The sequence below is a fragment of the Dokdonia ponticola genome (assembly GCF_042653865.1).
Taxonomy (GTDB): Bacteria; Bacteroidota; Bacteroidia; order Flavobacteriales; family Flavobacteriaceae; genus Dokdonia; species Dokdonia ponticola.
Genome location: NZ_JBHSFV010000003.1, coordinates 152,953 through 178,336 on the forward strand (window position 1 = coordinate 152,953; position 25,384 = coordinate 178,336).

Annotated in this window: 19 protein-coding genes, 1 tRNA gene and 1 pseudogene; 15 read left to right on the plus strand and 6 right to left on the minus strand. The window is 37.6% G+C overall.

Features of this window, described 5'->3' with window-relative positions:
* Window positions 1-12 precede the first annotated feature (12 nt).
* The 6 genes and pseudogenes from ACFO3O_RS07000 to ACFO3O_RS07025 all read left to right on the plus strand — a co-directional run bounded on the left by ACFO3O_RS07000 (window position 13) and on the right by ACFO3O_RS07025 (window position 5,587).
* Window positions 13-474: a DUF6973 domain-containing protein gene (locus ACFO3O_RS07000; protein ID WP_379977868.1), complete on the plus strand. Its 462-nt coding sequence runs from the start codon at window positions 13-15 to the stop codon at window positions 472-474.
* Window positions 467-1,255 (plus strand): EI24 domain-containing protein, encoded by a 789-nt coding sequence (locus ACFO3O_RS07005; RefSeq protein WP_379977869.1) that lies wholly within the window; start codon window positions 467-469, stop codon window positions 1,253-1,255. Before ACFO3O_RS07000 ends, ACFO3O_RS07005 begins: the two co-directional genes overlap by 8 nt.
* A gap of 174 nt (window positions 1,256-1,429) precedes the next feature.
* Window positions 1,430-1,783, plus strand: a pseudogene (locus tag ACFO3O_RS07010) (transposase); the annotation flags it as partial.
* 345 nt (window positions 1,784-2,128) lie between these two features.
* Window positions 2,129-3,046, plus strand: a complete 918-nt coding sequence (gene hemF, locus ACFO3O_RS07015) for an oxygen-dependent coproporphyrinogen oxidase (RefSeq protein ID WP_379978075.1) — start codon at window positions 2,129-2,131, stop codon at window positions 3,044-3,046.
* A gap of 29 nt (window positions 3,047-3,075) precedes the next feature.
* Window positions 3,076-4,368, plus strand: a complete 1,293-nt coding sequence (locus ACFO3O_RS07020; RefSeq protein WP_379977870.1) for an AAA family ATPase — start codon at window positions 3,076-3,078, stop codon at window positions 4,366-4,368.
* A gap of 4 nt (window positions 4,369-4,372) precedes the next feature.
* A complete protein-coding gene (locus ACFO3O_RS07025; RefSeq protein ID WP_379977871.1) occupies window positions 4,373-5,587 on the plus strand; it encodes a CDC27 family protein in 1,215 nt (404 codons plus the stop codon).
* A 2-nt stretch (window positions 5,588-5,589) separates the two neighbouring features.
* On the opposite strand, the gene ACFO3O_RS07030 is transcribed toward ACFO3O_RS07025, so the two are convergent.
* On the minus strand, window positions 5,590-8,253 hold the full coding sequence (locus ACFO3O_RS07030; protein ID WP_379977872.1) for a DEAD/DEAH box helicase family protein: 2,664 nt from the start codon (window positions 8,251-8,253) through the stop codon (window positions 5,590-5,592).
* Between the two features lie 64 nt (window positions 8,254-8,317).
* Here ACFO3O_RS07030 and hemB point away from each other — a divergent pair, with 64 nt between their 5' ends.
* Complete coding sequence (gene hemB / locus ACFO3O_RS07035) at window positions 8,318-9,307, plus strand: porphobilinogen synthase (protein ID WP_379977873.1); 990 nt, start codon at window positions 8,318-8,320, stop codon at window positions 9,305-9,307.
* Between the two features lies 1 nt (window position 9,308).
* The gene (locus tag ACFO3O_RS07040) at window positions 9,309-9,722 is read left to right on the plus strand and encodes a c-type cytochrome (protein ID WP_379977874.1); all 414 of its coding nucleotides are present in this window, start codon (window positions 9,309-9,311) and stop codon (window positions 9,720-9,722) included.
* 52 nt (window positions 9,723-9,774) lie between these two features.
* Here the strand turns inward: ACFO3O_RS07040 and ACFO3O_RS07045 are convergent, their stop codons facing one another.
* Window positions 9,775-10,383 carry a superoxide dismutase gene (locus tag ACFO3O_RS07045; RefSeq protein WP_379977875.1) on the minus strand — a complete coding sequence of 203 codons (609 nt, stop codon included), beginning with the start codon at window positions 10,381-10,383 and terminating at the stop codon, window positions 9,775-9,777.
* A 318-nt stretch (window positions 10,384-10,701) separates the two neighbouring features.
* Here ACFO3O_RS07045 and ACFO3O_RS07050 point away from each other — a divergent pair, with 318 nt between their 5' ends.
* The 5 genes from ACFO3O_RS07050 (at window position 10,702) to ACFO3O_RS07070 (ending at window position 19,814) form a co-directional block, all read left to right on the plus strand.
* A complete protein-coding gene (locus tag ACFO3O_RS07050; RefSeq protein WP_379977876.1) occupies window positions 10,702-13,863 on the plus strand; it encodes a UvrD-helicase domain-containing protein in 3,162 nt (1,053 codons plus the stop codon).
* 29 nt (window positions 13,864-13,892) lie between these two features.
* Window positions 13,893-15,089 carry a glycine C-acetyltransferase gene (kbl, locus tag ACFO3O_RS07055; RefSeq protein ID WP_379977877.1) on the plus strand — a complete coding sequence of 399 codons (1,197 nt, stop codon included), beginning with the start codon at window positions 13,893-13,895 and terminating at the stop codon, window positions 15,087-15,089.
* A 115-nt stretch (window positions 15,090-15,204) separates the two neighbouring features.
* Window positions 15,205-16,611 carry an OmpA family protein gene (locus ACFO3O_RS07060; RefSeq protein WP_379977879.1) on the plus strand — a complete coding sequence of 469 codons (1,407 nt, stop codon included), beginning with the start codon at window positions 15,205-15,207 and terminating at the stop codon, window positions 16,609-16,611.
* A gap of 108 nt (window positions 16,612-16,719) precedes the next feature.
* Window positions 16,720-19,455 (plus strand): PD-(D/E)XK nuclease family protein, encoded by a 2,736-nt coding sequence (locus tag ACFO3O_RS07065; protein ID WP_379977880.1) that lies wholly within the window; start codon window positions 16,720-16,722, stop codon window positions 19,453-19,455.
* A gap of 68 nt (window positions 19,456-19,523) precedes the next feature.
* Complete coding sequence (locus ACFO3O_RS07070; RefSeq protein ID WP_379977881.1) at window positions 19,524-19,814, plus strand: hypothetical protein; 291 nt, start codon at window positions 19,524-19,526, stop codon at window positions 19,812-19,814.
* A gap of 238 nt (window positions 19,815-20,052) precedes the next feature.
* Here the strand turns inward: ACFO3O_RS07070 and ACFO3O_RS07075 are convergent.
* A tRNA-Ala gene (locus tag ACFO3O_RS07075) sits at window positions 20,053-20,126 on the minus strand.
* A gap of 56 nt (window positions 20,127-20,182) precedes the next feature.
* The gene (locus ACFO3O_RS07080) at window positions 20,183-20,977 is read right to left on the minus strand and encodes a universal stress protein (RefSeq protein ID WP_379977882.1); all 795 of its coding nucleotides are present in this window, start codon (window positions 20,975-20,977) and stop codon (window positions 20,183-20,185) included.
* A gap of 49 nt (window positions 20,978-21,026) precedes the next feature.
* Between ACFO3O_RS07080 and ACFO3O_RS07085 the strand changes: the two genes are divergently transcribed.
* Window positions 21,027-21,530 carry a GNAT family N-acetyltransferase gene (locus tag ACFO3O_RS07085; protein WP_379977883.1) on the plus strand — a complete coding sequence of 168 codons (504 nt, stop codon included), beginning with the start codon at window positions 21,027-21,029 and terminating at the stop codon, window positions 21,528-21,530.
* 34 nt (window positions 21,531-21,564) lie between these two features.
* Window positions 21,565-22,911 (plus strand): MATE family efflux transporter, encoded by a 1,347-nt coding sequence (locus ACFO3O_RS07090; protein ID WP_379978076.1) that lies wholly within the window; start codon window positions 21,565-21,567, stop codon window positions 22,909-22,911.
* 3 nt (window positions 22,912-22,914) lie between these two features.
* On the opposite strand, the gene ACFO3O_RS07095 is transcribed toward ACFO3O_RS07090, so the two are convergent.
* Window positions 22,915-23,472, minus strand: coding sequence for a hypothetical protein (locus ACFO3O_RS07095; RefSeq protein ID WP_379977884.1), 558 nt, complete (start codon window positions 23,470-23,472; stop codon window positions 22,915-22,917).
* Window positions 23,473-23,516: 44 nt separating this feature from the next.
* A complete protein-coding gene (locus tag ACFO3O_RS07100) occupies window positions 23,517-25,367 on the minus strand; it encodes a cation:proton antiporter (RefSeq protein ID WP_379977885.1) in 1,851 nt (616 codons plus the stop codon).
* Window positions 25,368-25,384: the final 17 nt, after the last annotated feature.

Genomic DNA, 25,384 nt, shown 5'->3' on the forward strand with positions numbered 1-25,384 from the left:
GTCATAAAATCAATGGACTTTAAGCAGCTCTGGAGCCTTGCAGGGCTTTGCTTACGGCATCCTTTGTTTGTGTTTCCTACCTACGTTGCGACGCGTAAAACGATTAAAATATGTGATCAGAAGTTTGGTAAGGCTCATCACAAAAATGGACGTGCAAATGCGTTTCGGCATGCGTTATGGAATGCGCTTATTATTCATAAATGCAATCGTTGGGGATCTATAGATAAAACAACGGCCTGGGCAAAACGTATCACTGATTGGCATGAGGATTTTTCGGTAAATGCTGCTTTAGCCAGAGCCATGGATTTACATAATAATCAGATAGGACGTACCTTTGCTAGAAAACATAGAGACAGCAGTGAGTCTCAACTAGTACAATTGGTGATGGTGTTGATTCCGCTTTCGCGAAAGCATACCACCATTCAACAAATGCAAGAACATCCTGACACATTAACACATATAGAAGATGATTAAAGGCATTCTTAACGGACTCAAAACCTATGGAAATTCTTTTGGCCTTGTCACAAAACTAGGCTTGTGGAAATACTTTGCGATTCCTATGGTGATTAGTTTACTCACCGCTGCCATCATTATCACAGCTGCCTATGGTTTTTCTGATGATATTGGGCACTGGGTAGAACAAATATGGCCGTGGGAATGGGGGAAACAAGCCTTTTTTGTTTTTGCCGAAATCCTAAGTGCATTGGTGATCATTGCTGTTGGCTTTATACTTTATAAGCACATCGTCATGGCTTTGAGTGCTCCTTTTATGAGCCCTGTTTCAGAAAAAATTGAAGCGCATTTATTAGGCACAAAGTATAACCCAAGGGACACTACATTTGGCGAGCAATTATGGCGTGGTATCCGTATCAATGTCCGTAATCTAAGCATGGAATTACTCTTAACCATTCCTATCCTTTTACTCAGTTTAATTCCTCTGATTGGTTTTATATCACCTATTCTCTTATTTTTAATGCAAGCCTATTATGCAGGTTTTGGGAATATGGATTATACTTTAGAACGTCATTTTACGTATGAAAAGAGTGTTCAATTTGTGCGTCAAAACAAAGGGCAGGCCATTGGAAATGGGATCGTGTTTATGTTGTTTTTATTGATTCCTGTGATTGGGGTTATTTTGGTACTTCCACTTTCTGTAACAGCTGCCACAAAACAAACCATTGGATTATTACCTCCAAGAGAAGATGTAAAACGCACTATAGAACCAACAGATCCTAAGCAACTTAACAGCAAGTGATCATAAACTTGCAAGGAATGTGTAAAGTAAAAGACCTGCAAGGTATGAACGAGTAAGAAGCCTGCAAAGCATGAAGTATGAGCAAGCAAAAGAACTGCAAAGCATGAGCAAGGCGATCCCGGACCTGCAAGGTATGAGCAAAGCGATCCTTGTAGGTCTACATAAAAAGAAGCCATGAAGCTAGAACATATAGAAAAAGATGCAACCTATCACATCTATAACCGTGGCATCAATAGCACACGTATTTTTAAAAGCTCTGAGAATAAACGATATTTTCTTTCGCTATTTCAAAAATATCTTAAAGGTAAGGTTACCGTATTTGCCTATTGTTTAATGGATAACCATTATCACTTTTTAGTGAAAATTACGGAAGATGAAAAGGTAATAACACAGAGTTTCTCAAATCTATTTAACGCCTATGCCAAAGCGTTTAATAAACAGGAGAAACGCACAGGAAGTCTTTTTGAAAAGCATTTCAAAAGAAAACGTATTACAGACGAAACGTATCTTACCAATCTATTTTGTTATATACATAACAACCCTGTGAGTACTAAAGAAAAGGACCTCTTTTCTTCTTATGTTCATTATTTAGAGCACACACAACCCGAAGGTTTTACATTGGATAAAACACTAGCTTTGCAATTGTTTGATACTATAGAGAATATGAGGCACGTTACTCAGAGTAGGGTTGGTGATAGTGGTGATAGTGAGTCTGGGTTGGGAGACCTACAAGGTCCCCTGCGGGAAGACCTTGCAGGTCTAGATCGGGAAGACCTTGCAGGTCTAGATCAAAACGAGGAAGACCTTGCAGACCTAGATCAAAACGGGAATGATGTCATCCCCTTAAAAAAACATTCAGATATTCCTTTTGACATGAAAGAAATTACTATAAAAAACCAATTTGTATCCTACATTCATACCTTACAAGACACCATCACTACTCGTATAGAAGCCATTGATGGAAAAGCTACTTTTCAAGAAGATATATGGAAACGCCCTGAAGGTGGTGGCGGTCGTACGCGTGTGATTGAAAATGGAAATGTCTTTGAAAAAGGAGGGGTTAATATCTCTCAAGTACACGGGGAATTACCAGCAACCATGCAACAGTATTTTGGGGTAAAAGATGCTAATTTCTTTGCCTGCGGACTCTCACTCGTATTACATCCTAAAAGTCCGATGGTACCTACGGTACACGCCAATTGGCGCTATTTTGAAATGTATAATCAAGATGGAGAGATTGTAGATCAGTGGTTTGGAGGAGGGCAGGATTTGACGCCTTATTACCTTTTTGATGAAGATGCCATTCATTTTCATACGGTTTGCAAGAACGCTTGCGATGCGCATGATCCTACATTTTATCCAACGTACAAAGCACGTTGTGATGCGTATTTTTACAATGCACACCGCAATGAGTGTCGTGGTATTGGTGGACTATTTTTTGACTACCTTAAAAAGACAGAAGAGCGCTCTATGCAAGATTGGTATCACTTTGTGACGACGGTAGGCGACAGCTTTTTAGAAGCCTATGTTCCTATTGTGGAGCGTAGGAAAGAGACCGCTTTCGCGAAAGCGCAAAAAGACTGGCAAGAAATTCGTCGCGGACGGTATGTAGAATTTAACCTTGTACACGACAAAGGCACCCTGTTTGGCCTTAAAACCAATGGCAGAATTGAAAGTATTTTGATGAGTCTCCCGCCTGTAGTACAATGGAAATATGACCATCATCCTGAAGAAGGAAGCGAAGAAGCGAGACTGCTTGAGGTATTGAAAAATCCGAAAGAGTGGGTATAAATCTTATTTTTGAAAACAATTAAGTACGTATGTTAGACAGTTTATTAGAAGCACTTCAATTTTCTCCAAATAATATTCCACTCAAAATACAAGTGGCGAAATTATATATAGATCAAGGAGATTTTGTAGCAGCAGAAAATCATTTAATTGATGTTATCAATATAGATAGTACTCATAAACAAGCAAAATTTACGCTTGCTAGTTGCTTTCATAAGCAAAATAAAATAGATGCTGCGCTCGTATTACTAGAAGAAATAACAGTAAATAGTAAAGATGTAAAGCATTTAGAATTGCTTTGTTATTGTCAAATTAGTCAAAAAGATTTTGTTGAAGCAAAAAACACCTATCAAGAAATAGTTGCTATAGATGCTACCTATAGCAATGAAGACTTTGATGAATATCTCAAAGCTAGTATGCTTCCTGATGCAGATTTTACAGATGAAGATGCATTGTCTTTTATCAATAAAGCTGAAGCTTCTTTTGGGGATGTCGGGGGAATGGAGGATGTAAAAGAAGAGATTTCGCTTAAAATCATAAAGCCATTACAACATCAAGATTTATATAAAGCGTATGGCAAAAAAATAGGAGGTGGTATTTTGTTATATGGCCCTCCTGGTTGCGGAAAAACACATCTGGCCAGAGCCACCGCTGGCGAAATTAATGCTAACTTTATTAATGTTGGTATTAATGATATTCTAGACATGTGGATTGGAAGTTCAGAACGTAACCTGCATGAGATTTTTGAAGTAGCTCGTAAAAACACACCTTGTGTTATTTTTATTGATGAGATAGATGCTCTAGGAGCCAATAGGAATGATGTTAATAAAACGGCAGGACGCACTATTATTAATCAATTTTTAGCGGAATTAGATGGTTTAGATGCTAACAATGAAGGTATTCTTGTTTTAGGAGCAACCAATGCGCCTTGGTACTTAGATCCTGCTTTTAGAAGACCTGGCCGTTTTGATCGTATTATTTTTGTATCACCACCAGATAGCGAAGCTCGGGAGGCTATTTTTAATATACACCTTAAACAAAAACCCACAGACCCTATAGATTACAAATCACTAGCAAAGGCATCTAAAGAGTTTTCTGGAGCAGATATTATGGCCGCCATTGATATCGCAGTAGAGCAAAAACTACAAGCTTCTTTTAAAGATGGCATCCCAAAACCGCTGACTACAAAAGATATTTTAAAAGGGATAAAAAAATCAAAACCCACAACAAAAGAATGGTTTAGATCGGCAAAAAATTATGCATTATATGCGAATGATGCCGGACTCTATGATGATATTCTTGACTACTTAAAACTAAACAAATAATTGTATGGAATCACCAGACTTACAAAGAGGCATACAGTTATACCAACTAGGGCGTTACCAAGATGCTATCACCTATTTTGCAAAAGATTTAGAAAGTTGGAATAGTAGATTTTATCTTGCCCAATCGTATTACATGCTTTCCGAATCTAAGAAAGCTTCAGAACTAGCTGAAGGATTACTCTCTGAATCTCCAAACGACCCTGATGTTTTTTATCTAAAAGCACGTATTTCATTACAAGCAGATGATAAAAATGATGCTTTAAAAAATATTAACGAAGCTATTTCGCTTGAACCTTATCAATCTGATTATTTTGGATTTAAAGCAACAGTACTGCTCCAACTAAAGAAGTATGAAAAAGGATTAGAAAATGCCAATGAAGGATTACAAATAGATCCTAAAAATAACTTTTGCCTTAATATACGAGCCCAATTACTTACAAAACTGAATCGTATATCAGAAGCAGACCACACGATAGAAGATATTTTATTTGAAAACCCTGAAGATGTATATTCTCATGCCAATGTAGGCTGGGTTGCTTTAGAAAATAACAAAATAGACACCGCCTTATCTCATTTTAAAGAGGCTCTACAAATTGATCCTAATTTTGAATATGCGAGAGAAGGGATGAGTACTGGACTCAAAGCAAAAAACTTCATTTATCGAAATTACCTAAAATACTCGTTTTGGATTAGTAAGCAGTCTACAAAAAATCAATGGGGATTTCTTATAGGAATCTATTTGGTGTATCGGTTTTCCTATAAATTCTTAAGTGCAAATGGCCTTACCTATTTAGCAATACCCCTTTTGATAGCATATCTGCTATTTGCTTTAGGCAGCTGGATTATGGAACCAATGTCTAATGCGATTCTTGGCTTTAATTCTTATGGCAAGTATTTACTAAGTACAAAAGAAAAATTAAGCGGTTACTTTTTTGTAGGATTAGGTACCCTTGGGATGGTATCTATTCTTGCTTTTTATATTCTTGAAATAGATTATTTTCTTCCCATAGCCATTGCAAGCTTAGCAGCACTCATCCCATTACCAAGAGCTTTTTTACAATACGCTCAAAAATCACAGTATTTTGGAATCGCTATAGGTGTTCTTATTATATGTGTTGGTTTCTTTGGATTTTTATTTACAAGTGATACCACATTAGTAGGAGCTGTTGCTTTTTTGATCATGATAGGGTTTACTTGGATAGCAAATATTTTCAATTAATATCACTTCCAAATAGCGGCTGTTTTTGTTTTAAAACCCCCTTCTGTATTTAAATAATGGAAACGTGCTTTTAATAATTTTTTGCGCCCTTCAGGATTTCTCGTGAAAATAAGGGTAGCAGCTCCTTTATAGATTTTCCAATAGTTAAAAAACAGTAATGCATCTTCCTTGCGTTCTGCAAAAACAGAAGGCACCGCAAAGTAATTTGAAAAGCCAAACCTACGTTGCAACCATCCCGATTGCGCAATCATATATCTTGGATTGTCTATTTTCTGGACAATCTCTTCTAGGTTATTTACAAAAAGTAATTCTTCTTTGGCAGTGGCACCACGTATAAAACAAGACACTTCTCCTGTATCAAACTTTTCTATACATAACTGTGTTTGCGATTCAGGCGTTGTGACCTGCTGTTTGTCACGCATGGTTTTAAGAAGTACCTGCCCAATTTTGTAAAGCTGTTTATCAATACGCCCATATTTGATGTAAAGCAATACAGCTTTGTAGGTTTTGGGAAGAAAAAGAATGGCGAGTCCTGAAAGGACGGCGTAAAAAAAGTAAAGCACTCCCCTAGAGAAAAAAGTCCCTATATTTTTAAAAAACAACTCTGGCAGGGTAAAAGTAGCCATGGTGATTAATTGAATGAATGAGTATTTTACAACATCTTTATAATAGACTTTCTTCTGACCTGATTTACTTTTTAAATTCTCTAAATTTATTTTTAATTCCCGCACTAGAATATTCCCTTTTGCAATCGCAACATCCCATCTTTTTTTTACTTCGTGACGTTGTGCTGCAAGGAAAAACATCTGCTCGTTGAGGCGCTCTTTATTCAAATGTTCTTCAGGTATTGCAAAACGATCCACCCCATTTTCTATAAAAGGAGTGCCTTCCAAAGAAATGCCACAAAAAGCCTCAAATCTTTTATACAGCTTTGCGATGTCTTCACCTCCATCTGCTACTGTAGGATCAATACAGGCAAGATGCCATACGGATGCCACTTTATCTGGATTTTTTGCATGCACCCGAATCGCTCTTCCGCGCATCTGGTTAGACATCACAAACGATCCTACGTAAGAAGCCAATACCAGTGTATTAATTGCTGGCGCATCCCATCCTTCTCCCAATAAGGAAGTAGTTCCTACTAAAACTTCAATATGCCCCTTTTCAAATAATGTAGTCATTACACTCACTATTTGACTCTTTCCTTTGTCTGTAGGGGTCAATATGAAAAAATCAGTAACTCCCATTGGGGAAAGTGAATAATAATCAGCAGGAATAGCAGCATCTATATGCGATCGTAAACGGTCGTGTATAATCACTAATGACCCTGTTAGAACTGCTAATTTTTCCTGCCTATTAATCGCTTGCCAATTTTCAGGATCACGTTGTAATGATGCTTGTAAATATTTAAAAATGGGAACTACGCCTAGTTTATTAATGGAATCCAACTGGTCATCTGGAGTGTCTAAAAACTCTTTTCGGATATAATCTGCCAACACTACCGCTCGTAAATTAGTGTTTAACTGAGCCGACTCAAATGCAACAATCTCCTGTATACTTTTTAGTTTATTTGGGCTTTGCGCTAGTGACTTATACAACTCATTTTTTCCCTCTAGATGCACCCGTTTCTTATGAAAAGCACCTATTTTTCGTAATTCTTTTTCGATGCTTGACAGCAATGCCTCGTGTTCAAAAAGCGTTTCTCTAAACTCAACCAATAACGGTTGTAATAAGGAAGTCACCCACGTATAGGTAAATGCTGGGATCACCGCTTTCTTGTTTTTTATCCCCAAAACAGCCAACTTTTCTAATGGAATGTCTGTTTTTGCTGCATGGAGATAGATGAGCATCCCAGCATACAAATCAGAATGATCATAAATAGCCTCTAATACATTTGCTGTCTGAGCATAAAAAGGGTGTTGAAGGATAAAATTTTTAAAATCTACATCATCTACTAATGCATTGATAAACGCCATCAGTTTCACTCTGTAGGCAATAATATATTGCACTTGCGCTTCGTCAGGTTGTGAAAAATAAATATAATCCTGATGCGGACACAAATTCCCTTCTTTTACCAATTCAGGCACGCCAATCTCCACATCTATGGAACCACATAACTCAAAATACTTAGCAATTTCCCGCTGTTCACTGTCATAAGGAGGTGTTGCTGTAAGGGCAATCAAAATGCAATTAGGCAGTACTTTTAAGGCAAAAAGGGGTTTCCACCATTCATTTTTAAGATGGTGGGCTTCGTCTAGTACGATATTTTTTATCCCCGCTTTCGCGAAAAAAGCCACCAGTTTTTCCCCATCACTTTCCATTTCGTTTTTGTAAAACGTATGCAACGATTGATACGTGGAAAAGGTAATATGTGCAGGTTGTTTTATATTTCGCGAAAGCGGAATATTACATGATTCCTTAGCTACAAAACATTCATACATCCGCTCTTGCCATTGATTTCGAATAGTTAATGTAGGCGCAAGTATTAATGTTTTTTGATCTACTCTCCGAATCATTTCCAATCCTAAAACGGTCTTTCCAGAACCTGGAGGTGCCACTACGTGAAGATGACCGTCTTCAATATGGCTCTCAAACCCCTCTAAAAACCGATGTTGGTAGGTCCGCCATGTATATTTGAATTGAAAGGTCTTCTGTAATGATATCAAAATGCCGACTCGGTTTTTAATTTGGTAAATTTGCAATAGAAAAAGAATAGCAAAATACAATTTTATGTACCCATTACGAAGAAATCGTAGATTAAGAACCTCAGAAGCCATCCGAAGTCTCGTAAGAGAAACAGTGATCACCCCCAATGACTTTATTGTACCCCTATTTGTGGTAGAAGGAAAAGGAATTCGAGAGGAAATCCCGTCGATGCCTAACTACTACAGGCAAAGTCTAGATCTTCTTGCCGCCGAAGTAAAAACACTATGGAGCATGGGTTTAAAATCTGTGTTGTTATTTGTCAAAGTGCCAGACAACCTAAAAGATAATGCGGGTACCGAAGCCTTCAACGCTGACGGATTGATGCAACATGCCATCAAAACCGTAAAAAATGCCTGCCCCGAAATGCTTGTGATGACGGATGTAGCTCTTGATCCTTATTCTAGTTACGGCCATGATGGGATTGTAGGAAATGGTGAGATTCTCAATGATGCTACTAATAAAGCTCTTGCAAAAATGGGGTTGTCACATGCGCAAGCAGGCGCTGATATTCTTGCCCCAAGTGATATGATGGATGGTCGTATTTATGAAATGCGAACCGTATTGGAAGAAGAAGGGTTTCATAATACAGGAATTATGAGTTATAGCGCCAAGTATGCGTCGTCATTTTATGGGCCTTTTAGAGATGCACTAGACAGTGCTCCTGCCGATATACAGAATGTCCCAAAAGACAAAAAGACCTATCAAATGGATTTTGCCAACCGAGATGAAGCTGTAAAAGAAACCCTCATGGACATTGAAGAGGGCGCCGATATTGTAATGGTCAAACCTGGGCTTTGCTATTTAGATATTGTGCGCGATATCAGAGATGCGGTAGATGTTCCTGTCGCCGTCTATCAAGTCAGTGGTGAGTATGCCATGTTAAAAGCGGCCGCAGCCAATGGATGGTTAGATCACGACGCTGTGATGCTAGAGCAAATCACCGCCATAAAACGTGCTGGAGCGCATATGATTGCCAGCTATTTTGCGAAGGACGTTGTGAGGTTATTAGGGTAAAATGAAAGATAATACCGTACTCATATACGCGGTTACACTTATAGGAATAGCTTTATTGAGTTATATCCTATGGAATCTCGATTACTCAGAACAAGCCACTGAAGAATCCATTGTTGAAAACCAACTATTTTGCGGGACCATTTCTTCTTATCCTAGTCCAAGTACCCTATTAGAAGAAGAAGGAAATTATTTATTTAAAGCAAATTGTGCGGCTTGTCATAGGATGTATAAGAGAGCAACAGGACCTGCTTTATTTGAATCTATGAAAAAATTCTCTTCAGATTCTTTACTTCTATTCTATTTAAAGAAAGATAAACTGGTTGGCGAATATGGCGCACCTTGTATAAGTTTCCCTAGTCTAACTTATAAAGATGCTGAAGCACTGAGAGCTTATATAAATCTATATACTGATTAAAACACAAAAGCCACTCTCTCAAGTGGCTTTTTAAATCTATAAAAATAATTTCTTATTTATTGTTCTCAAATTTTGCGCTCACAGCTTTCCAGTTAATGACATTAAAAAATGCATTGATGTAATCTGGACGTCTGTTTTGGTAGTGTAAGTAATATGCATGCTCCCAAACATCCAATCCTAAGATAGGCGTTCCTCCACATCCTACACCTGGCATTAAGCTGTTGTCTTGGTTAGGTGTTGAGCATACTTCTACTTTTCCTCCTTTATGAACACATAACCATGCCCATCCAGATCCAAATTGTGTCGCTGCTGCTTTTGAAAATGCATCTTTAAATGATTCAAAGTTTCCGTATGCTGCATTAATGGCATCTGCTAACGCTCCCGTAGGCTCTCCTCCACCGTCAGGTGACATGACTTCCCAGAATAAACGGTGATTATAAAAACCACCTCCATTGTTACGAACTGCTCCGTTTGACATATCAAGATTTGTCAATATATTTTCTATGGTCTTTCCTTCTAGGTCTGTTCCTTCTACGGCTGCATTAAGCTTAGAAGTATATCCGTTATGGTGTTTACTATGGTGTATTTCCATAGTGCGTGCATCTATATGTGGCTCTAATGCATCGTATGCATAGCTCAATTTTGGTAACTCAAATGACATATCTGTATAGTTTTAAGTGAATAAATCGATTGTACACAAAGTTACGTAATCCTATGAGCAATTAAAATTCTTTGTATCCATAAAATTTATATCGCAGTATAAAGAGTATTGATACCTCACAAATAAACATCACATCTGCTCAGTTTATGTCTTTTTTTTTAAAAATTGCTTTTTAAAAAGCAACCTTTTTGATGTATACCCGTCTAATAGGTATGTAACAGTGTTGGTTTTAGTCACATTCTTACATTTTTAAGTTGGTTAGTTAGGTTTAGGTAGAAAAGCTACTCGGTCTCGAGTAGCTTTTTTATATTTAGACCGATGGTATCTTCACATAGTTTAACGGTATTAAATGCTTCGGCGGGGTCTGGAAAGACATATAGTCTTGTCAAGGCGTATGTCACCACCTTACTCACGAGTGAAAATCCTAAAAAATACCGACAGCTTCTTGCGATTACCTTTACAAACAAGGCCGTCCAAGAGATGAAGGAGCGTATCTTAGGAACACTAAATGCTTTTAGTGTTTATAACACTTCTCAAGGCACCATTCCTGATATGCTTGCTACGATTGCAACCGAAACAGGGGAGTCTCCCACCACACTTGCTAAAAAAGCAACTCAAATCCTGCATTCTATTTTGCATAATTATGCTGCTTTTGATGTGGTTACGATTGACACCCTCACCCACCGGATTCTTAGAACATTTTCTAAAGACCTAGAGATTTCAGGAAATTTTGAGGTCTCTTTAGATAGTAAAACACTACAGGCAAGAGCCGTAGATGCCCTCATAGATAGTGCGGGACAAGACAAAAGGATCACAGATATTTTGGTCGAATTTGCGCTTCAAAAGGCAGATGATGATAAAAGCTGGGATATTACGAGAGACCTTCAGGAGATTGCAAAATTACTTTCTAGCGAAAATGATGCACCCTACGTCACTCAACTAACCTCTAAAACCCTTGATGATTTTGACGCATTACGAAAGGTATTGAGTCAGCTTGAAATTTCGCTTAAAGCGAACATAAAAAATAGCGCCACCACACATTTAGAATTGATCCATAGTTTGGGGTTGGATGAAACCCACTTTTCTGGAAAATATTTCTACAATCACCTAGTCAAACTACAACAAAGCCCGACAGATGTAGATTACAAAGCAAAGTGGAAACAAGATATAGACAGTTATACATTTTATAAAAAAGCGGAGAAACAACCCATAAAAGATGATATAGACAGCATTAGAGATCAGTTGATTGCCTGTTTTAACGAAACCAAAAACGATTATTACAAACTGCTCCTCATTTCAGAATTTGCAAAAAAGGTAGTCCCTCTTTCTGTATTACAGCTCATCAACAAAGAACTTCAGAAAATTAAAGAAGATGAGAATATTTTGCTTATTTCAGATTTTAATGCCCTTATTTATAAATCCCTGAGAGAACAGCCTGCCGCCTTTATCTATGAGCGATTGGGAGAGCGCTACACTAATTATTTTATAGACGAGTTTCAAGACACTTCGGTGGTGCAATGGCATAATTTGGTTCCGTTGGTCGAAAATGCAATAGCGACAGATACACTGGATAGCGTAAAAAATAGTTTGCTCTTGGTAGGTGATCCCAAACAAGCTATTTACCGATGGCGAGGCGGAAAAGCAGAGCAGTTTATAGACCTTGCCAATGACATTCATCCTTTTTCCATTCCTAAAGCGGAGGTACAACAACTAGGTACTAACTACCGAAGTTATTCTCAAATCATCAATTTTAATAATCACTTTTTTACCTATATCTCTTCTTTTTTTAAGGATCCAACCTATACCTCCATTTACCAAACAGACAATAATCAAGGCTTAAATCACAGAGAAGGTGGGTTTGTATCTATACAATTTGTAGAAGCAGAAACAGTAAAAGACATCGATGAGCGCTATGCCGAAAACGTATTAAAAATTATCAATGAAGTAACGGCACAGGGTTTTTTTAAAAGTGATATTTGTATCCTTACTCGAAGCAATAAACACGGCGCTTATATTGCTCAATATCTAGCTAGCCATGAGGTAAAAGTAATTTCTTCAGATAGTCTGTTGTTACAAAGTTCGCCAGCAGTGGGGTTTGTGCATGCTATTCTAGCCTTGCAATTACAACCCAATACGCCTCAAATCACCTTGAAGATTCTCTCATTTCTTGCCAACAGGTTTAAGATAGAAGATGTTCATGCTTTTTACGATCAATGGGCAAAAGCGCCTACGGCAGATTTTATAAAAGGGCTTGAAGAACGGCATATTTATTTCTCGCCTTCCTTGTTTGAGTCGTTACCTCTTTATGAAGGTGTCGAATATATTGTACGCGCTTTTCATCTTGAAAAAGAAGCCGATGCTTATGTATTTGGGTATCTCAACACGATTTTTGAATATACGCAAAAAAACAATGGAGGACTTATTGGATTTTTACAGTATTGGGAAGAGAAGAAGGACAACCTAAGTATTGTGGCTCCAACACAAAAGGACGCTGTTCAGGTCATGAGTATTCATAAATCCAAAGGACTAGAGTTTGACGTGGTGATTTATCCATATGCCGATTCTGAATTGTATTCTCATCGCAACGAGCATCACTGGTATCCAACGGATGCCTCCGATTTTGCTGGTTTTGAGCATTTATTGGTTGGGCACAAAATAGATGTTGCCTCTTATAGTTCGCACGGATCCCTCTTATATGAAGAACGTATCGCACAGCAACAGTTTGACGCTGTGAATATTTTGTACGTAGCATTGACCAGAGCGGTAGAGCGGGTGTATGTCTTATCACGCTTTCGCGAAAGCGGAACCAAAACGAACCCCAATAGAGATCCAAAAACATTTAGTGACCTTTTTGTTTCCTATTTACAGCAAGGAGACCTTTGGGAAGGTCCTGAAAAAGCGTATGTATTTGGAACACCAAAAGTAAAAGAACAAAAAGATACAGAAGACGCCAAAGAAATGGTCACCATTCCTTTTTTATCCTCTTCAAAAGAATCTCATAACATTCGTACGATTACTAAAGCTGGCTTTTTATGGAATGAAGAGCGGCAAAGCGCCATTACCTATGGTAATTTAATTCACGAACTCATGGCAAAAATTATAGATCGTCAAGATATAGACCATGCTGTTTCTGAAGCGGTGTTTGAGGGAATGATTAGTTTGGAGGAAAAAGAGGCCGTGAAAGCGATTCTATCTAATGTCGTGAATCATCCTGAGCTACTTTCTTACTTTTCTCAAGCAAATACGATATATAATGAGCGCCAAATTCTCTCGGCAGATGGTAGTGTTCATATTCCTGACAGAATAGAAATCCTTCCCGAAAAAGAAGCTGTTATTATGGACTATAAAACGGGTGTGCCATTAGAAACGCATGCCTACCAAATACAGGAATATGCACAATTACTGAGTGAAATGGATATTAAGATCAAACAGCTGTTTTTAATATATATTAACAAAGAGGTGACTATTATTAAGGTATAATTATCTATACATTTGCAAAAACGAAACCCATGTACGGAAAAATACAAGAGCACTTACAAAACGAATTAGCTTCTATTAAAGAAGCTGGACTATATAAAAAAGAACGTATTATCACTTCACCTCAAGATGCGGTGATTACCATTTCGACAGGAGAAGAGGTGATTAACTTCTGCGCAAATAATTATTTAGGCCTTTCCTCAAATAAAGAGGTGATTCAAGCCGCAAAGGATACGATGGACACTCATGGTTTTGGAATGAGTTCTGTACGTTTTATATGTGGTACACAAGACATTCACAAAGAACTTGAGCAAAAAATTGCTCATTTTTATGGTACAGAAGATACTATTTTATACGCTGCGGCATTTGATGCCAATGGAGGTGTCTTTGAACCTTTATTGGGAGCAGAAGATGCAATTATCTCTGATTCTTTAAACCATGCTTCTATTATAGACGGTGTTCGCTTATGCAAAGCAGCACGCTATCGCTATCAAAACAATGACATGCAAGATTTGGAGGCGCAGCTTAAAAAAGCAAATGAAGCGGGTGCGCGTCATAAAATTATTGTTACTGACGGTGTTTTTTCTATGGACGGTCTTTTGGCACCTTTAGATGAAATATGTGATCTCGCCGATACTTACGATGCTTTAGTAATGATTGATGAGTGTCATGCAACTGGATTTATAGGAAAAACAGGACGAGGTACTCTGGAAGAAAAAGGAGTGATGGGGCGTATTGATATTATTACAGGTACATTAGGAAAAGCCATGGGAGGTGCCATGGGAGGATATACAACAGCAAAAAAAGAAGTAATAGAAATCTTACGACAACGCAGTAGACCGTATCTTTTTTCTAATTCACTTGCTCCTGCGATTGTAGGTGCCTCTATTAAAGTGTTTGATATGCTAGAAAATGACACTTCTTTGCGTGATAAGCTAGCTTCAAACACGACTTATTTTAAAAATGGGATGAAAAATGCAGGATTTGACATCATAGACGGAGATTCTGCTATTGTGCCTGTTATGCTATATGACGCCAAGCTTTCGCAGCAAATGGCAGATGCTTTATTGGAAGAAGGAATTTATGTTATAGGCTTCTTTTTCCCAGTGGTACCAAAGGGTAAAGCCCGTATACGTGTACAATTAAGCGCGGCTCATGAGGTAGAACATTTAGACAAGGCTATTGAGGCATTTACGAAAGTTGGAAAAGAATTAGGCGTCATTAATTAACATTCTTTACACGATAGTCAATGCATTTTCTAAAATTTTAGTACTTTTATCTTTGTTGATTAGTTTTAACAACTTACTTTTGCTTTTAATTAACACTTAAAATTAAGAATAAACAATGAAACATCTTAGCAGATTTTTAGTTGCTTCGCTTCTGATCATGGTAATCGGGTCGGTGAATGCACAAGACAAAAATAACCCTTGGGCAATTAATGTCGGTGCCAATGCTATTGACACGTATCCTGTTGGAGACCGTGCTCGTCAAGCTGGAACTAACCTTGAGATCAGAGGAGGCGTATTTGAAGAATTTTACAATGTAAACGATCACTGGAACATTCTTCCTTCTGTATCATACATTAACATCTCTAGATATGTTGGTGACGGGTTCGTAGTTGGAGTAACTGGAACATTAAACAGAATTGATAAATTAGGTGACACAAGCCCTGTAAACGAATTACAGCACTATGCTGTAGACGGAGCTGTTTCATATAGTCTAAAAGAAGTTATCGGAAGTACTTGGTTTGATCCTTACTTAACAGTTGGAGCAGGTTATACTTGGTTAGATAGTCAACTCACAGGAGGAACTCCTGGATTTGGAACTGCTAACGGAGGTGCTGGTGCACGTTTCTGGTTATCTGAAAACTTTAATGTTGGTGTTCAGTCAATCTATAAGCACGTATTTGAAGACAATGGTCCTTTACACTTCCAGCATTCTGCATCTGTAGGATTTGCTTTTGGAGGAAAAGATACTGATGGTGATGGTATCTACGATAAAGATGACGCTTGTCCAGAAGTTGCAGGTCTTCCTGAATTTGACGGTTGTCCTGATTCTGATGGTGATGGTATCCAAGATTCTAAAGATGCTTGTCCTACTGTAGCTGGAACTGCTGAATTTGACGGTTGTCCTGATACTGACGGTGATGGTATTCCTGATCCTAAGGATGCTTGTCCTACTGTAGCTGGTGTTGCCGCTTTAGGTGGATGTCCAGATGCTGATGGCGATGGTATCAAAGATGCTGACGATGCTTGTCCAAACGAGGCGGGTCCACGTGCAAACAACGGATGTCCTTACCAAGATAAAGATGGTGACGGTGTATTAGATAAAGATGATGAGTGTCCAGAAGTTGCAGGAACTGTAGCTAACAAAGGATGTCCTGAAGTATCTGTAGAGGTTCTTAACGAACTTAATGTACAGTTCAAATCAGTTCTTTTTGATTACAACAAAGCTACTATCCGTGCTGAATCTAATGAAACGTTAGATAACGTTGCTAAAATCATGAATGAATATCCAAGAACTCGTTTCTTAATCGAAGGTCACACTGATGATAGAGGACGCGATTCATACAACTTAAACCTTTCTGACCAGAGAGCTGCTTCAGTAAGAAGCTACTTAACTAGTAAAGGTATTTCTGCTTCTCGTTTAGAGTCTAAAGGTTTTGGTGAAGCTAGACCAGTTGCATCTAACAAGACTGCTGCTGGACGTCAAGAAAACAGACGTGTAGAGCTTTCTATCATTGAGCAATAGAAATAAAATTATTTTATAATTAAAAGCCTCGCGATCGCGAGGCTTTTTTTATACCTATTATTTATAAAATACCTTCTTTAATCCTTAAGAAGATATTATTTTAGAGCTATGCAATCATTTATAGAAGATGTCATCACTAGCTGTATAGAAGAATACGACGACCTTTCTTCTGTTGCTTTTATTGTTCCAAGTAGACGTGCAGGTAGTTTTCTTCGCACTAATATTGCAAAACATTTAGAAAAATCCATTTTCTCTCCTGAAATATATAGTATTGAGGAATTTATAAGTTATTTATCTGGTCTTAAACAAGCCTCACAAACTGATCAAGTATTTGCATTATATCAAGCCTATCTAAAAATAACACCCCCAAAAGACAAAGAATCCTTTTCTATCTTTTATGGATGGGCACAAACGATATTGGGTGACTTTAATGAGATTGACCGTTATCTTGTGGATCATGTTTCCTTTTTTGACTATTTAAGTGCTATTCAGGATTTAAATCACTGGTCGAAACAACAAGAGACTACTTCGCTTGTCAAAAACTATCTTAAATTCTGGAAACTTCTCCCTGAATATTACCAGCTTTTTACGTCTATTTTATTAGAGGCTAACACAGCCCATCAAGGACTTATTTATAGAAAAGCAGCAGAAGATATTGAACATTATATTGAAAATAATACCACTAAAAAACATGTCTTCTTAGGGTTCAACGCACTCAACACCTCTGAACAACATCTTATCCAAGCATTATTGGCGACAGGGAATAGTAAAATCTATTGGGATGCTGAGAAACATTTTATAGAGAATACCGCCCACGAAGCCTCTCTTTTTATGAGAGAACATCAGAAGAAATGGCCCTATTTTAAAACACATCCTTTTGAAACAGTGTACACACATTACACTAAAAAAAAGGAAATTACCATCACCGAAGTCACACAAGGCTTACAACTTGCAAAGTATATCGGAAACCATCTAGCTACCTATTCACAAGAACAACTCAATGAAACCGTCTTGGTCCTAGGAGATGAAACGTTATTATTACCTATTATCAATGCACTCCCTAAAAACATTAAAAATATTAATGTCACCATGGGGATTCCGTTACGGCAAACGCCACTCGCCTCTCTATTTGAACACTTTTTTACGCTCAAAAAAGAGCATAATCAAAAAGGGTTTTATTACAAAAATGTCATTACGCTACTACAACAACCGCTTATTCAAAAATTACTTTTAGAACAGGCTGAACAAATTATTCACACCATTCAACAAGTCAATACCATTTATATAAATAAGACCGATTTACAAGAGATGTTAGCGCTTACAACGCTTCCTGAATCCCTAGTGATCTTATTTGAAATCTGGGAAGACAATCCTGTAAAAGCCATTGACAACTGTTTGTCCCTTATTTATATTCTTAAAAACACACTTGATCCTTCTCAAGATGCACTCAACTTGGAATACCTATATGGCTTTTATAAGACATTCAACAAGTTAGTGACCCTTAACAATACCTATTCGTATATAGAAGACATTCCTACATTTATACGGTTTTATAGAGATACGATCTCCTCAGAAACCATCGATTTACAAGGAGATCCACATCAAGGGCTTCAGATTATGGGGATGTTAGAATCTAGGTTACTCGATTTTAAACACGTGATTATTACTTCGCTTAATGAAGGTATTTTACCTGCCGGGAAAAGCACCAATTCCTATATCCCGTATGACTTGAAGTACATACACAAATTGCCTACGTACCAAGAGAAGGATGCGGTGTATGCCTATCACTTTTATCGATTATTACATCGATCGGAACACATTCATTTGGTGTATACCTCAGCAACAGAAGGCATTGGTACTACTGAAAAAAGTCGTTTTCTACTGCAATTAGAACTAGAAGGCATCCATTCGATTCATCAAATCGTAGCGACACCTGCAGTCGCTATGAATACTTTACCTGTACAAAGTATTCATAAAACAGCCGAAGTGATACAACAACTCAAAAAACTGTTTGCATCAGGTTTATCGCCCTCATCACTAAGCACCTATTTACGAAATCCTTTAGAGTTTTATTATAAATACGTGTTGGGCATCCAAGAATTGGATGAAGTAGAAGAAATTGTGGCCGCCAATACCATGGGTACGATTATTCACAATGCTCTAGAATATGTCTATACCCCTTATGTCAACACGATGCTGACTGTTGCACACATCGAAGCCATAGAAACCAAGATTGAACCTGTTGTAAAAGCACAATTTGATCAGATCTTTAAAAGCATGAATCTTTCTAGAGGAAAGAATCTTATTATTTATGAGGTGATACAACGGTATCTTATGAATTTTCTTGCCTTTGAGAAGCAATGCATCCAACAAGGAGATCGCATCCAGATTATACAGCTAGAGCAGCAATTAAAGACTCCTTTGGTTGCAGCACAGTTACCTTTTCCTACCCATCTAAAAGGAACCGCAGATCGCGTTGAAATCCGTAATGATGAGATTCGCATCATTGATTATAAATCAGGCAGTGTACAACCTGCAGATTTGAGCATCACCGCCTGGGAAGATCTTTTACTCCCCGAAGGTAAGTACGAAAAGGCTTTTCAAGTGCTTTTATACACCTATATGCACTATAAAACCGGAGGTATCTCTTTTCCTGCAAAAGCAGGGATTATCTCATTTAAAAAGCTAAAAAATGGTTTTATGCCTTTTAAGTTTGATAAAGATTCTAATATCACCGAAGACACACTGCTGGAGTTTGAAAAGGTGTTGACGGGATTGGTTTGTGAGATCGGGAGTGAGGAAGTGATGTTCAAACAGCATACTTCTGAAATTGGTTTGAATTAGAAAACAATCAAAAAGCAAAAGATTTAAAATATTTAATAGATGAGTATAGGGGAGGTGGTCTAAAAAAAGTGCCTGCAACAAATAGCAATAACTATGATAATATTTTATATCTAGGAGTTAGACAAGGTGGATATAGAAAGAAAGATGATTTAACTAATATCACAGGTAGGATAAATCAGCATTTAGGTTATTATAAAGCAGGAACTACACAGGGATTACAATTATATGAATACGCAAAAGGAAAAGATTTTGAAATTACTCTAAAAATAATTGAATTTGATGGCATAGAGCCCTATTTATTAAATGTGATTGAGAAGTTATTAGCAAAAAAAATGAAGCCGTTATCTGGTAGACATTAGTTAGATAAATATTAGACTTCTGACACCTAAAAAACAAAAATCCCCGTTATCACAATGATAACGGGGATTTTTGTGGAGAAGATGGGATTAACTGCGTTGGGCCTATAAACACCACTCCCGCAAATAGGAAATCCTAGCCTTCGGCTTTCATTTTTTGTTTTCGCAAAAAACCAAATCTTGGATTCGTTTTTCGCGAAAACAAAAAATCCACACTTTCGTGTGGATTTCCTGCTTGATGTGGAGAAGATGGGACTCGAACCCACGACCTCTTGACTGCCAGTCAAACGCTCTAGCCAGCTGAGCTACATCCCCGTGCTGCAATAATAGGCTATTTTCGCGACAGCGAAAAAACTAGTATCGCTTTTATATTATTCCTGTACACGCAAAATAAGCAACGGTTTTGTCGTAAAGAAATCTCTTTTCAACACCGCATTTGCTTCCCATAGTTTTTGGAAAAAACCTCGCTTTCTACGTACAACACACAACATATCTGGATTATTTGCTTGAAAATGCTCTAAAACCCCTTGATACGTCGTTGCGTTTTTTGTTAATGTATAAGAACTACTCATCTTTTTTAATTTATCACTTATCTCTAACATATCTGGCGTGGTGTTAGGCGTCTCTACTTGTAAAAGATGTACTTCACTATCAAAATGTTTTTGAAATTTGTTAAGCGGCTCTAATGACTTCCTTTTAGAAAATTTCCCGTTTTTAAAACCGATTAAAATTCTTTTAGGTACTTTAAAAACCTCATTATCAGGAACTACAAGTACTGGAATATTGGTTTCTTTTACTAATTTTCCAGAAGTTCGTCCAAGATATACCTCTTCTCTTTGTGAGTTACTGCGTGGTGACAAGACCATTAAATCTACAGGCACATGCTTGTTAAATCGCTTGACCCCTTCTAAAATATCCCCTTTAATAGGGTGTGCAATCACAGATACATCTTTCTTGTCTACCGCCTTCAATACCGAATTGATCCGATTTTCAGACTCTTCCTTCAGTAAGGTGTTTACTTTTGACATCCCCCCTACTTTAGAAAACTCTTGAAAAACAGAAATCACATATACATTGGCATCAAGTTTTTGAGCAAGATCAATGGCATATTGTAAGGTTGATGCGGCACTACTAGAGGAACCTATAGGAACAAGTATATTTTTCATGGAATAAGACTTATTTTAGCTTTCTGTAACGCAAAAATAGGCTATATCTATGATTGTACCCTCAAAAATCTCGGAAATCCCTGAAATTCTCTTGCTCACTAAGCAGTGTGCCGCAGCAATGATCGCTAAAGGGATTTACCAATGGAATGAACAGTATCCCTCAAAACAAGCGTTTGAGAACGATATAGCGCGTCAAGAACTCTATGTGTTTAAACTAGAGGACAAGATTATAGGAACGGTGGTCATTTCTACATTTATGGATGAGGAGTATATTCCTATAAACTGGCTTTCGCCAAATGAAAATAACCTTTACATCCACAGGCTTGCCGTGCATCCCTCGTTTCAAGGACAGGGCTACGCGGTTCAATTAATGGATTTTGCAGAAGCTTTCGCGAAAGCGCATAATGCCACCTCCATACGTTTGGACACCTTTAGTCAAAACACAAGAAATCAAGCGTTTTATGAGCAAAGAGGGTATCAACGCCTCGGAAACATTTATTTTCCGAAACAAAGTGAGCATCCTTTTTATTGCTACGAACTCCTCTTAAAATAGTACCTATCACTAACCCCATAAACCCACACTTCCTATCGAATCTAACGCGACCATCAATATCTCTTTTAAACGGATTCAGCAACTAGCCATTCCCGCTATCATTGCTGGAATTGCAGAGCCTGTCCTATCTAGCACCGATGCCGCTGTGGTGGGAAATATGCCTGCCTTTAGCACAGAATCACTTGCCGCTGTCGGGATTGTAGGCGCTTTTCTGTCGATGCTTATTTGGATCTTAGGGCAAACGCGAAGTGCGATTTCGGCGATTATTTCCCAAAATCTAGGCGCAGGCAAATTAGAAGATATTAAAGTACTTCCTGCACAGGCGATCTTTTTTAATATCATCCTAAGTTTTTTTGTTTTGGGAGGAACCTACTTTTTTGTAGAAGATATTTTTACATTTCTCAATGCTGAAGGCATGGTACTCGACTTAAGTATTGATTATTACAATATCCGCGTATGGGGATTTCCACTCACCTTATTCACCTTTGCTGTTTTCGGAATTTTTAGAGGCTTGCAGAATACGTTTTGGCCCATGCTTGTAGCCATTTCGGGAGCCCTTATCAATATAGGACTTGATTTTGCCCTCGTGTATGGGATTGAGGGCATCATTGTACCTTTAGGAGTGAAAGGAGCGGCTTGGGCAAGTTTACTATCACAGGCCATCATGGCCATCATGGCACTGATCTTTTTATTGGTAAAAACCAATATCTCTTTGCGATTACGTTTTCCATTACATCCTGAAATTCGTAGGCTTGTCGGGATGAGTTTAAATCTTTTTGTGCGTTCGCTCTCGCTCAATATCGCGCTTGTTCTTGCTGTAAAAGAAGCCACAGCACTTGGAACAGCTAGCGTAGCTGCACATACTATTGCGGCCAATATATGGCTGTTTACTGCCTTTTTTATAGATGGCTATGGTGCCGCAGGAAATGTGTTGGGCGGAAGATTATTAGGAGCAAAAAATTATACAGGTTTGTGGATCCTTACCAAACGTGTCAATACTTATAACCTCATTGTAGCAGCATTACTGATGATTGCCTGTACCGTTGGGTACACCATCGCTGGGGAGTTATTTTCCAATGAGGAGATGGTGCTGACTGTGTTTTATAGCGTTTTCTACATCGTTATTCTCATACAACCCCTTAACTCCATTGCATTCACACTGGATGCGATTTTTAAAGGCTTAGGCGAAATGGCATATTTGCGCAACACCCTTCTAGTGGCTACCTTTTTAGGTTTTTTACCAGCACTCTATCTTGGTAAAGAAATGAACTGGGGACTTGAAGGTATTTGGATGGCGTTTGTGGTCTGGATGTTATTTCGCGCAAGCGCACTTTGTATAAAATACTATAAGACTTATTATAAATTGGCGAAAAAAGATTGATTCTTAAGTGTGGGTTTTATCGGTTTTATGCACTGGATTCTCTCCAATTTTATTTCTTACAAAATCAATTAATTTATGGAAATTTTCAGTTCCTATTTCAGTTTCCCCTAAGATATAAGATGAGTGATTTTCAAGATCAAGGTCAATAAACAAGTTATTATCTATTACTCTAATGCTTTTGAAAGTTTTCCACTTTATTTTTATCTCAAATTTATAGTCTTTATATCTAAAATACTCATCATTAAATTCCCATATAGAATTTTCACTCGCTTCTATGTATTCTTTTTTTTCTCTTTCAATTACCTCAAAAAACGTATTCTTACTTTTTTTGTAGAATACGTAATAATCATAAAAGTTAATCAAATTATGAATTCCAATTGCAATGAATAAAAATCCAAGATTGTTTTTTCCATAAATGATCAATCCCCCCAATAAAGTCATAGGAATTGCCCAAAACAGCCTTTTTTTATTGTTTTTAAGATTCTTATTCCAAGCAGTAATGAAATTTAGAATCATTTGCTCGTTGTATAGTTGTTCTTTAAATGGAAGTTCAAATTTCATTTATGAATTCTGCTTTTAACTTATGAAGAACAATACACAAATACCTACTCTTCTTCTACCTTTTTTAAGGAACCGATCATCGGTTTTCCAAGGTATATTACTTTACTTCCCTCAAATGATTTTAAAGGAGGTGCCTCTGCAGAAGAGCTAATAATATCAATAAATCCATTCTTTTCTTTTACAAAAAGAGGAATCATCTCTTGATCGTCTAATAATGTTTGTAATAATTCTTTGTATTCTTCTTCAGAATTGATTGCTATTTCTTGAATCACAGGATATTTTCGAGCGACTTCAGTAAGATTGATGTAGTCATCTGTCGTTGAAAAAAGCCCTTCTTTAGAAATAGTTTCAGGATGATCCATTTCTCGTTTGGAGATCAATCGAAAGGATCCATTTTCTCCAAATTGCTTACTAAATCTAGAGATAGCATACTCATTAATTTCACTACTTCCAGTGAGTGCCATAAGATATCCAACATGATTCAGTTCTATATTATCCGTAATATCGTCAGAGTATATATTGGCTTCAATGGCTTCTAGTTCTTGTTCTTGTGCCAAACGCACATTATTTCCATTGCTATCTAATAGCACCACATGCCTGTCATTACGTTGTAGATATCGAGCGATTAGTCTAGAAACCTCAGAAGCTCCTATGATAAGGATTCCGTCCGATTTTTTAAGAAAAACACCTATCACTTTAGAAAAAAGGCGTGCTGTGGTGGCGTTTAATAACACGGTTCCTAATACAATCATAAAAACCAGCGGCGTAATATATTCTGCGTAGGGTTCTCCTTTTAATAGGAGTTTTGAACCGAATAAGGAAGCAATACCAGCAGCAACAATACCTCGCGGACCTACCCAACTTATAAAAATACGTTCGTTCATTTTTAAGTCAGATCCGTAGGTACTTAGAAAAACCCCAAGGGGCCTCACCACAAAAACCACCACAGCAAATAGCGCGACTGTTTCCCAACGGTATAACAAGTATAAATCCTCCATATTGATGTTTGCAGCCAACAAAATAAAGAGTATAGAGATTAGTAAAACACTCAGCGATTCCTTAAAATAAAGCAACTCTTTGATATTCGGTAAATTCATATTTCCTAACACCATTCCCATCACCACAACAGCAAGTAGCCCCGATTCATGGGCAAAAATATCAGACTCGACAAACACGAGAAGAACAACAGAAAGGGAAACCACATTTAATAAATAATGCGGAATTAATTTTTTCTTAATCGCAAAAGCAAGTCCGTGAGCAAACGTAAACCCAAAGGTGGTTCCAAAAAGCAAAATCTTTCCAAACTCAATAAGGGCTGTTTTTGTATACTGCTGCCCCTCACCGACACTGATAAACTCAAAAACCAATACGGCTACCAGTGCACCAATAGGATCAATCAAAATCCCTTCCCACTTTAATACAGAAGAAACATCTTTTTTAAGCGGAATATTTCTAAGAATAGGAGAAATTACGGTAGGCCCTGTCACAATAATCAAGGCTGAAAATAAAAACGAAATCTTAAGACTAAGCCCAAAAATAAAATAGGCAGCAGCTCCTGCAAGGAAGAAGGTTACCGCACTTCCTATCGTAATTAGTTTTGTAATCACAGGACCAATGGTTCGTATTTCAGAACGTTTCAGAGTAAGCCCGCCTTCAAAAAGGATAATACTAATGGCGAGTGAAACAAAATAGTACAATCCCTCCCCAGGAAATAATCCTTCTTCTCCATTCCAAAGAGGTTCTATCCATTTGGTTCCATCTTCAGAAAGTAAGGTGGAAATGGGTCCAACAAAAAGTCCAATAAGGATTAATGGTAAAATTGCAGGTAATTTTAATCGCCAAGCGGCCCACTGCGCAATAATTCCTAGGATAATAATTCCTGCTAACTCTAACATATATTCTTGGTTTAAAA

Excerpts from the sequence above, each read along its gene's own strand:
- ACFO3O_RS07040 (WP_379977874.1), top strand. The coding sequence starts at position 9,309 with ATGAAAGATAATACCGTACTCATATACGCGGTTACACTTATAGGAATA.
- ACFO3O_RS07005 (WP_379977869.1), top strand. The coding sequence starts at position 467 with ATGATTAAAGGCATTCTTAACGGACTCAAAACCTATGGAAATTCTTTT.
- ACFO3O_RS07025 (WP_379977871.1), top strand. The coding sequence starts at position 4,373 with ATGGAATCACCAGACTTACAAAGAGGCATACAGTTATACCAACTAGGG.
- hemB (WP_379977873.1), top strand. The coding sequence starts at position 8,318 with ATGTACCCATTACGAAGAAATCGTAGATTAAGAACCTCAGAAGCCATC.
- ACFO3O_RS07050 (WP_379977876.1), top strand. The coding sequence starts at position 10,702 with ATGGTATCTTCACATAGTTTAACGGTATTAAATGCTTCGGCGGGGTCT.
- ACFO3O_RS07020 (WP_379977870.1), top strand. The coding sequence starts at position 3,076 with ATGTTAGACAGTTTATTAGAAGCACTTCAATTTTCTCCAAATAATATT.
- ACFO3O_RS07080 (WP_379977882.1), bottom strand. The coding sequence starts at position 20,977 with ATGAAAAATATACTTGTTCCTATAGGTTCCTCTAGTAGTGCCGCATCA.
- ACFO3O_RS07100 (WP_379977885.1), bottom strand. The coding sequence starts at position 25,367 with ATGTTAGAGTTAGCAGGAATTATTATCCTAGGAATTATTGCGCAGTGG.
- ACFO3O_RS07065 (WP_379977880.1), top strand. The coding sequence starts at position 16,720 with ATGCAATCATTTATAGAAGATGTCATCACTAGCTGTATAGAAGAATAC.
- hemF (WP_379978075.1), top strand. The coding sequence starts at position 2,129 with ATGAAAGAAATTACTATAAAAAACCAATTTGTATCCTACATTCATACC.
- ACFO3O_RS07000 (WP_379977868.1), top strand. The coding sequence starts at position 13 with ATGGACTTTAAGCAGCTCTGGAGCCTTGCAGGGCTTTGCTTACGGCAT.
- ACFO3O_RS07085 (WP_379977883.1), top strand. The coding sequence starts at position 21,027 with ATGATTGTACCCTCAAAAATCTCGGAAATCCCTGAAATTCTCTTGCTC.
- ACFO3O_RS07060 (WP_379977879.1), top strand. The coding sequence starts at position 15,205 with ATGAAACATCTTAGCAGATTTTTAGTTGCTTCGCTTCTGATCATGGTA.
- kbl (WP_379977877.1), top strand. The coding sequence starts at position 13,893 with ATGTACGGAAAAATACAAGAGCACTTACAAAACGAATTAGCTTCTATT.
- ACFO3O_RS07095 (WP_379977884.1), bottom strand. The coding sequence starts at position 23,472 with ATGAAATTTGAACTTCCATTTAAAGAACAACTATACAACGAGCAAATG.
- ACFO3O_RS07045 (WP_379977875.1), bottom strand. The coding sequence starts at position 10,383 with ATGTCATTTGAGTTACCAAAATTGAGCTATGCATACGATGCATTAGAG.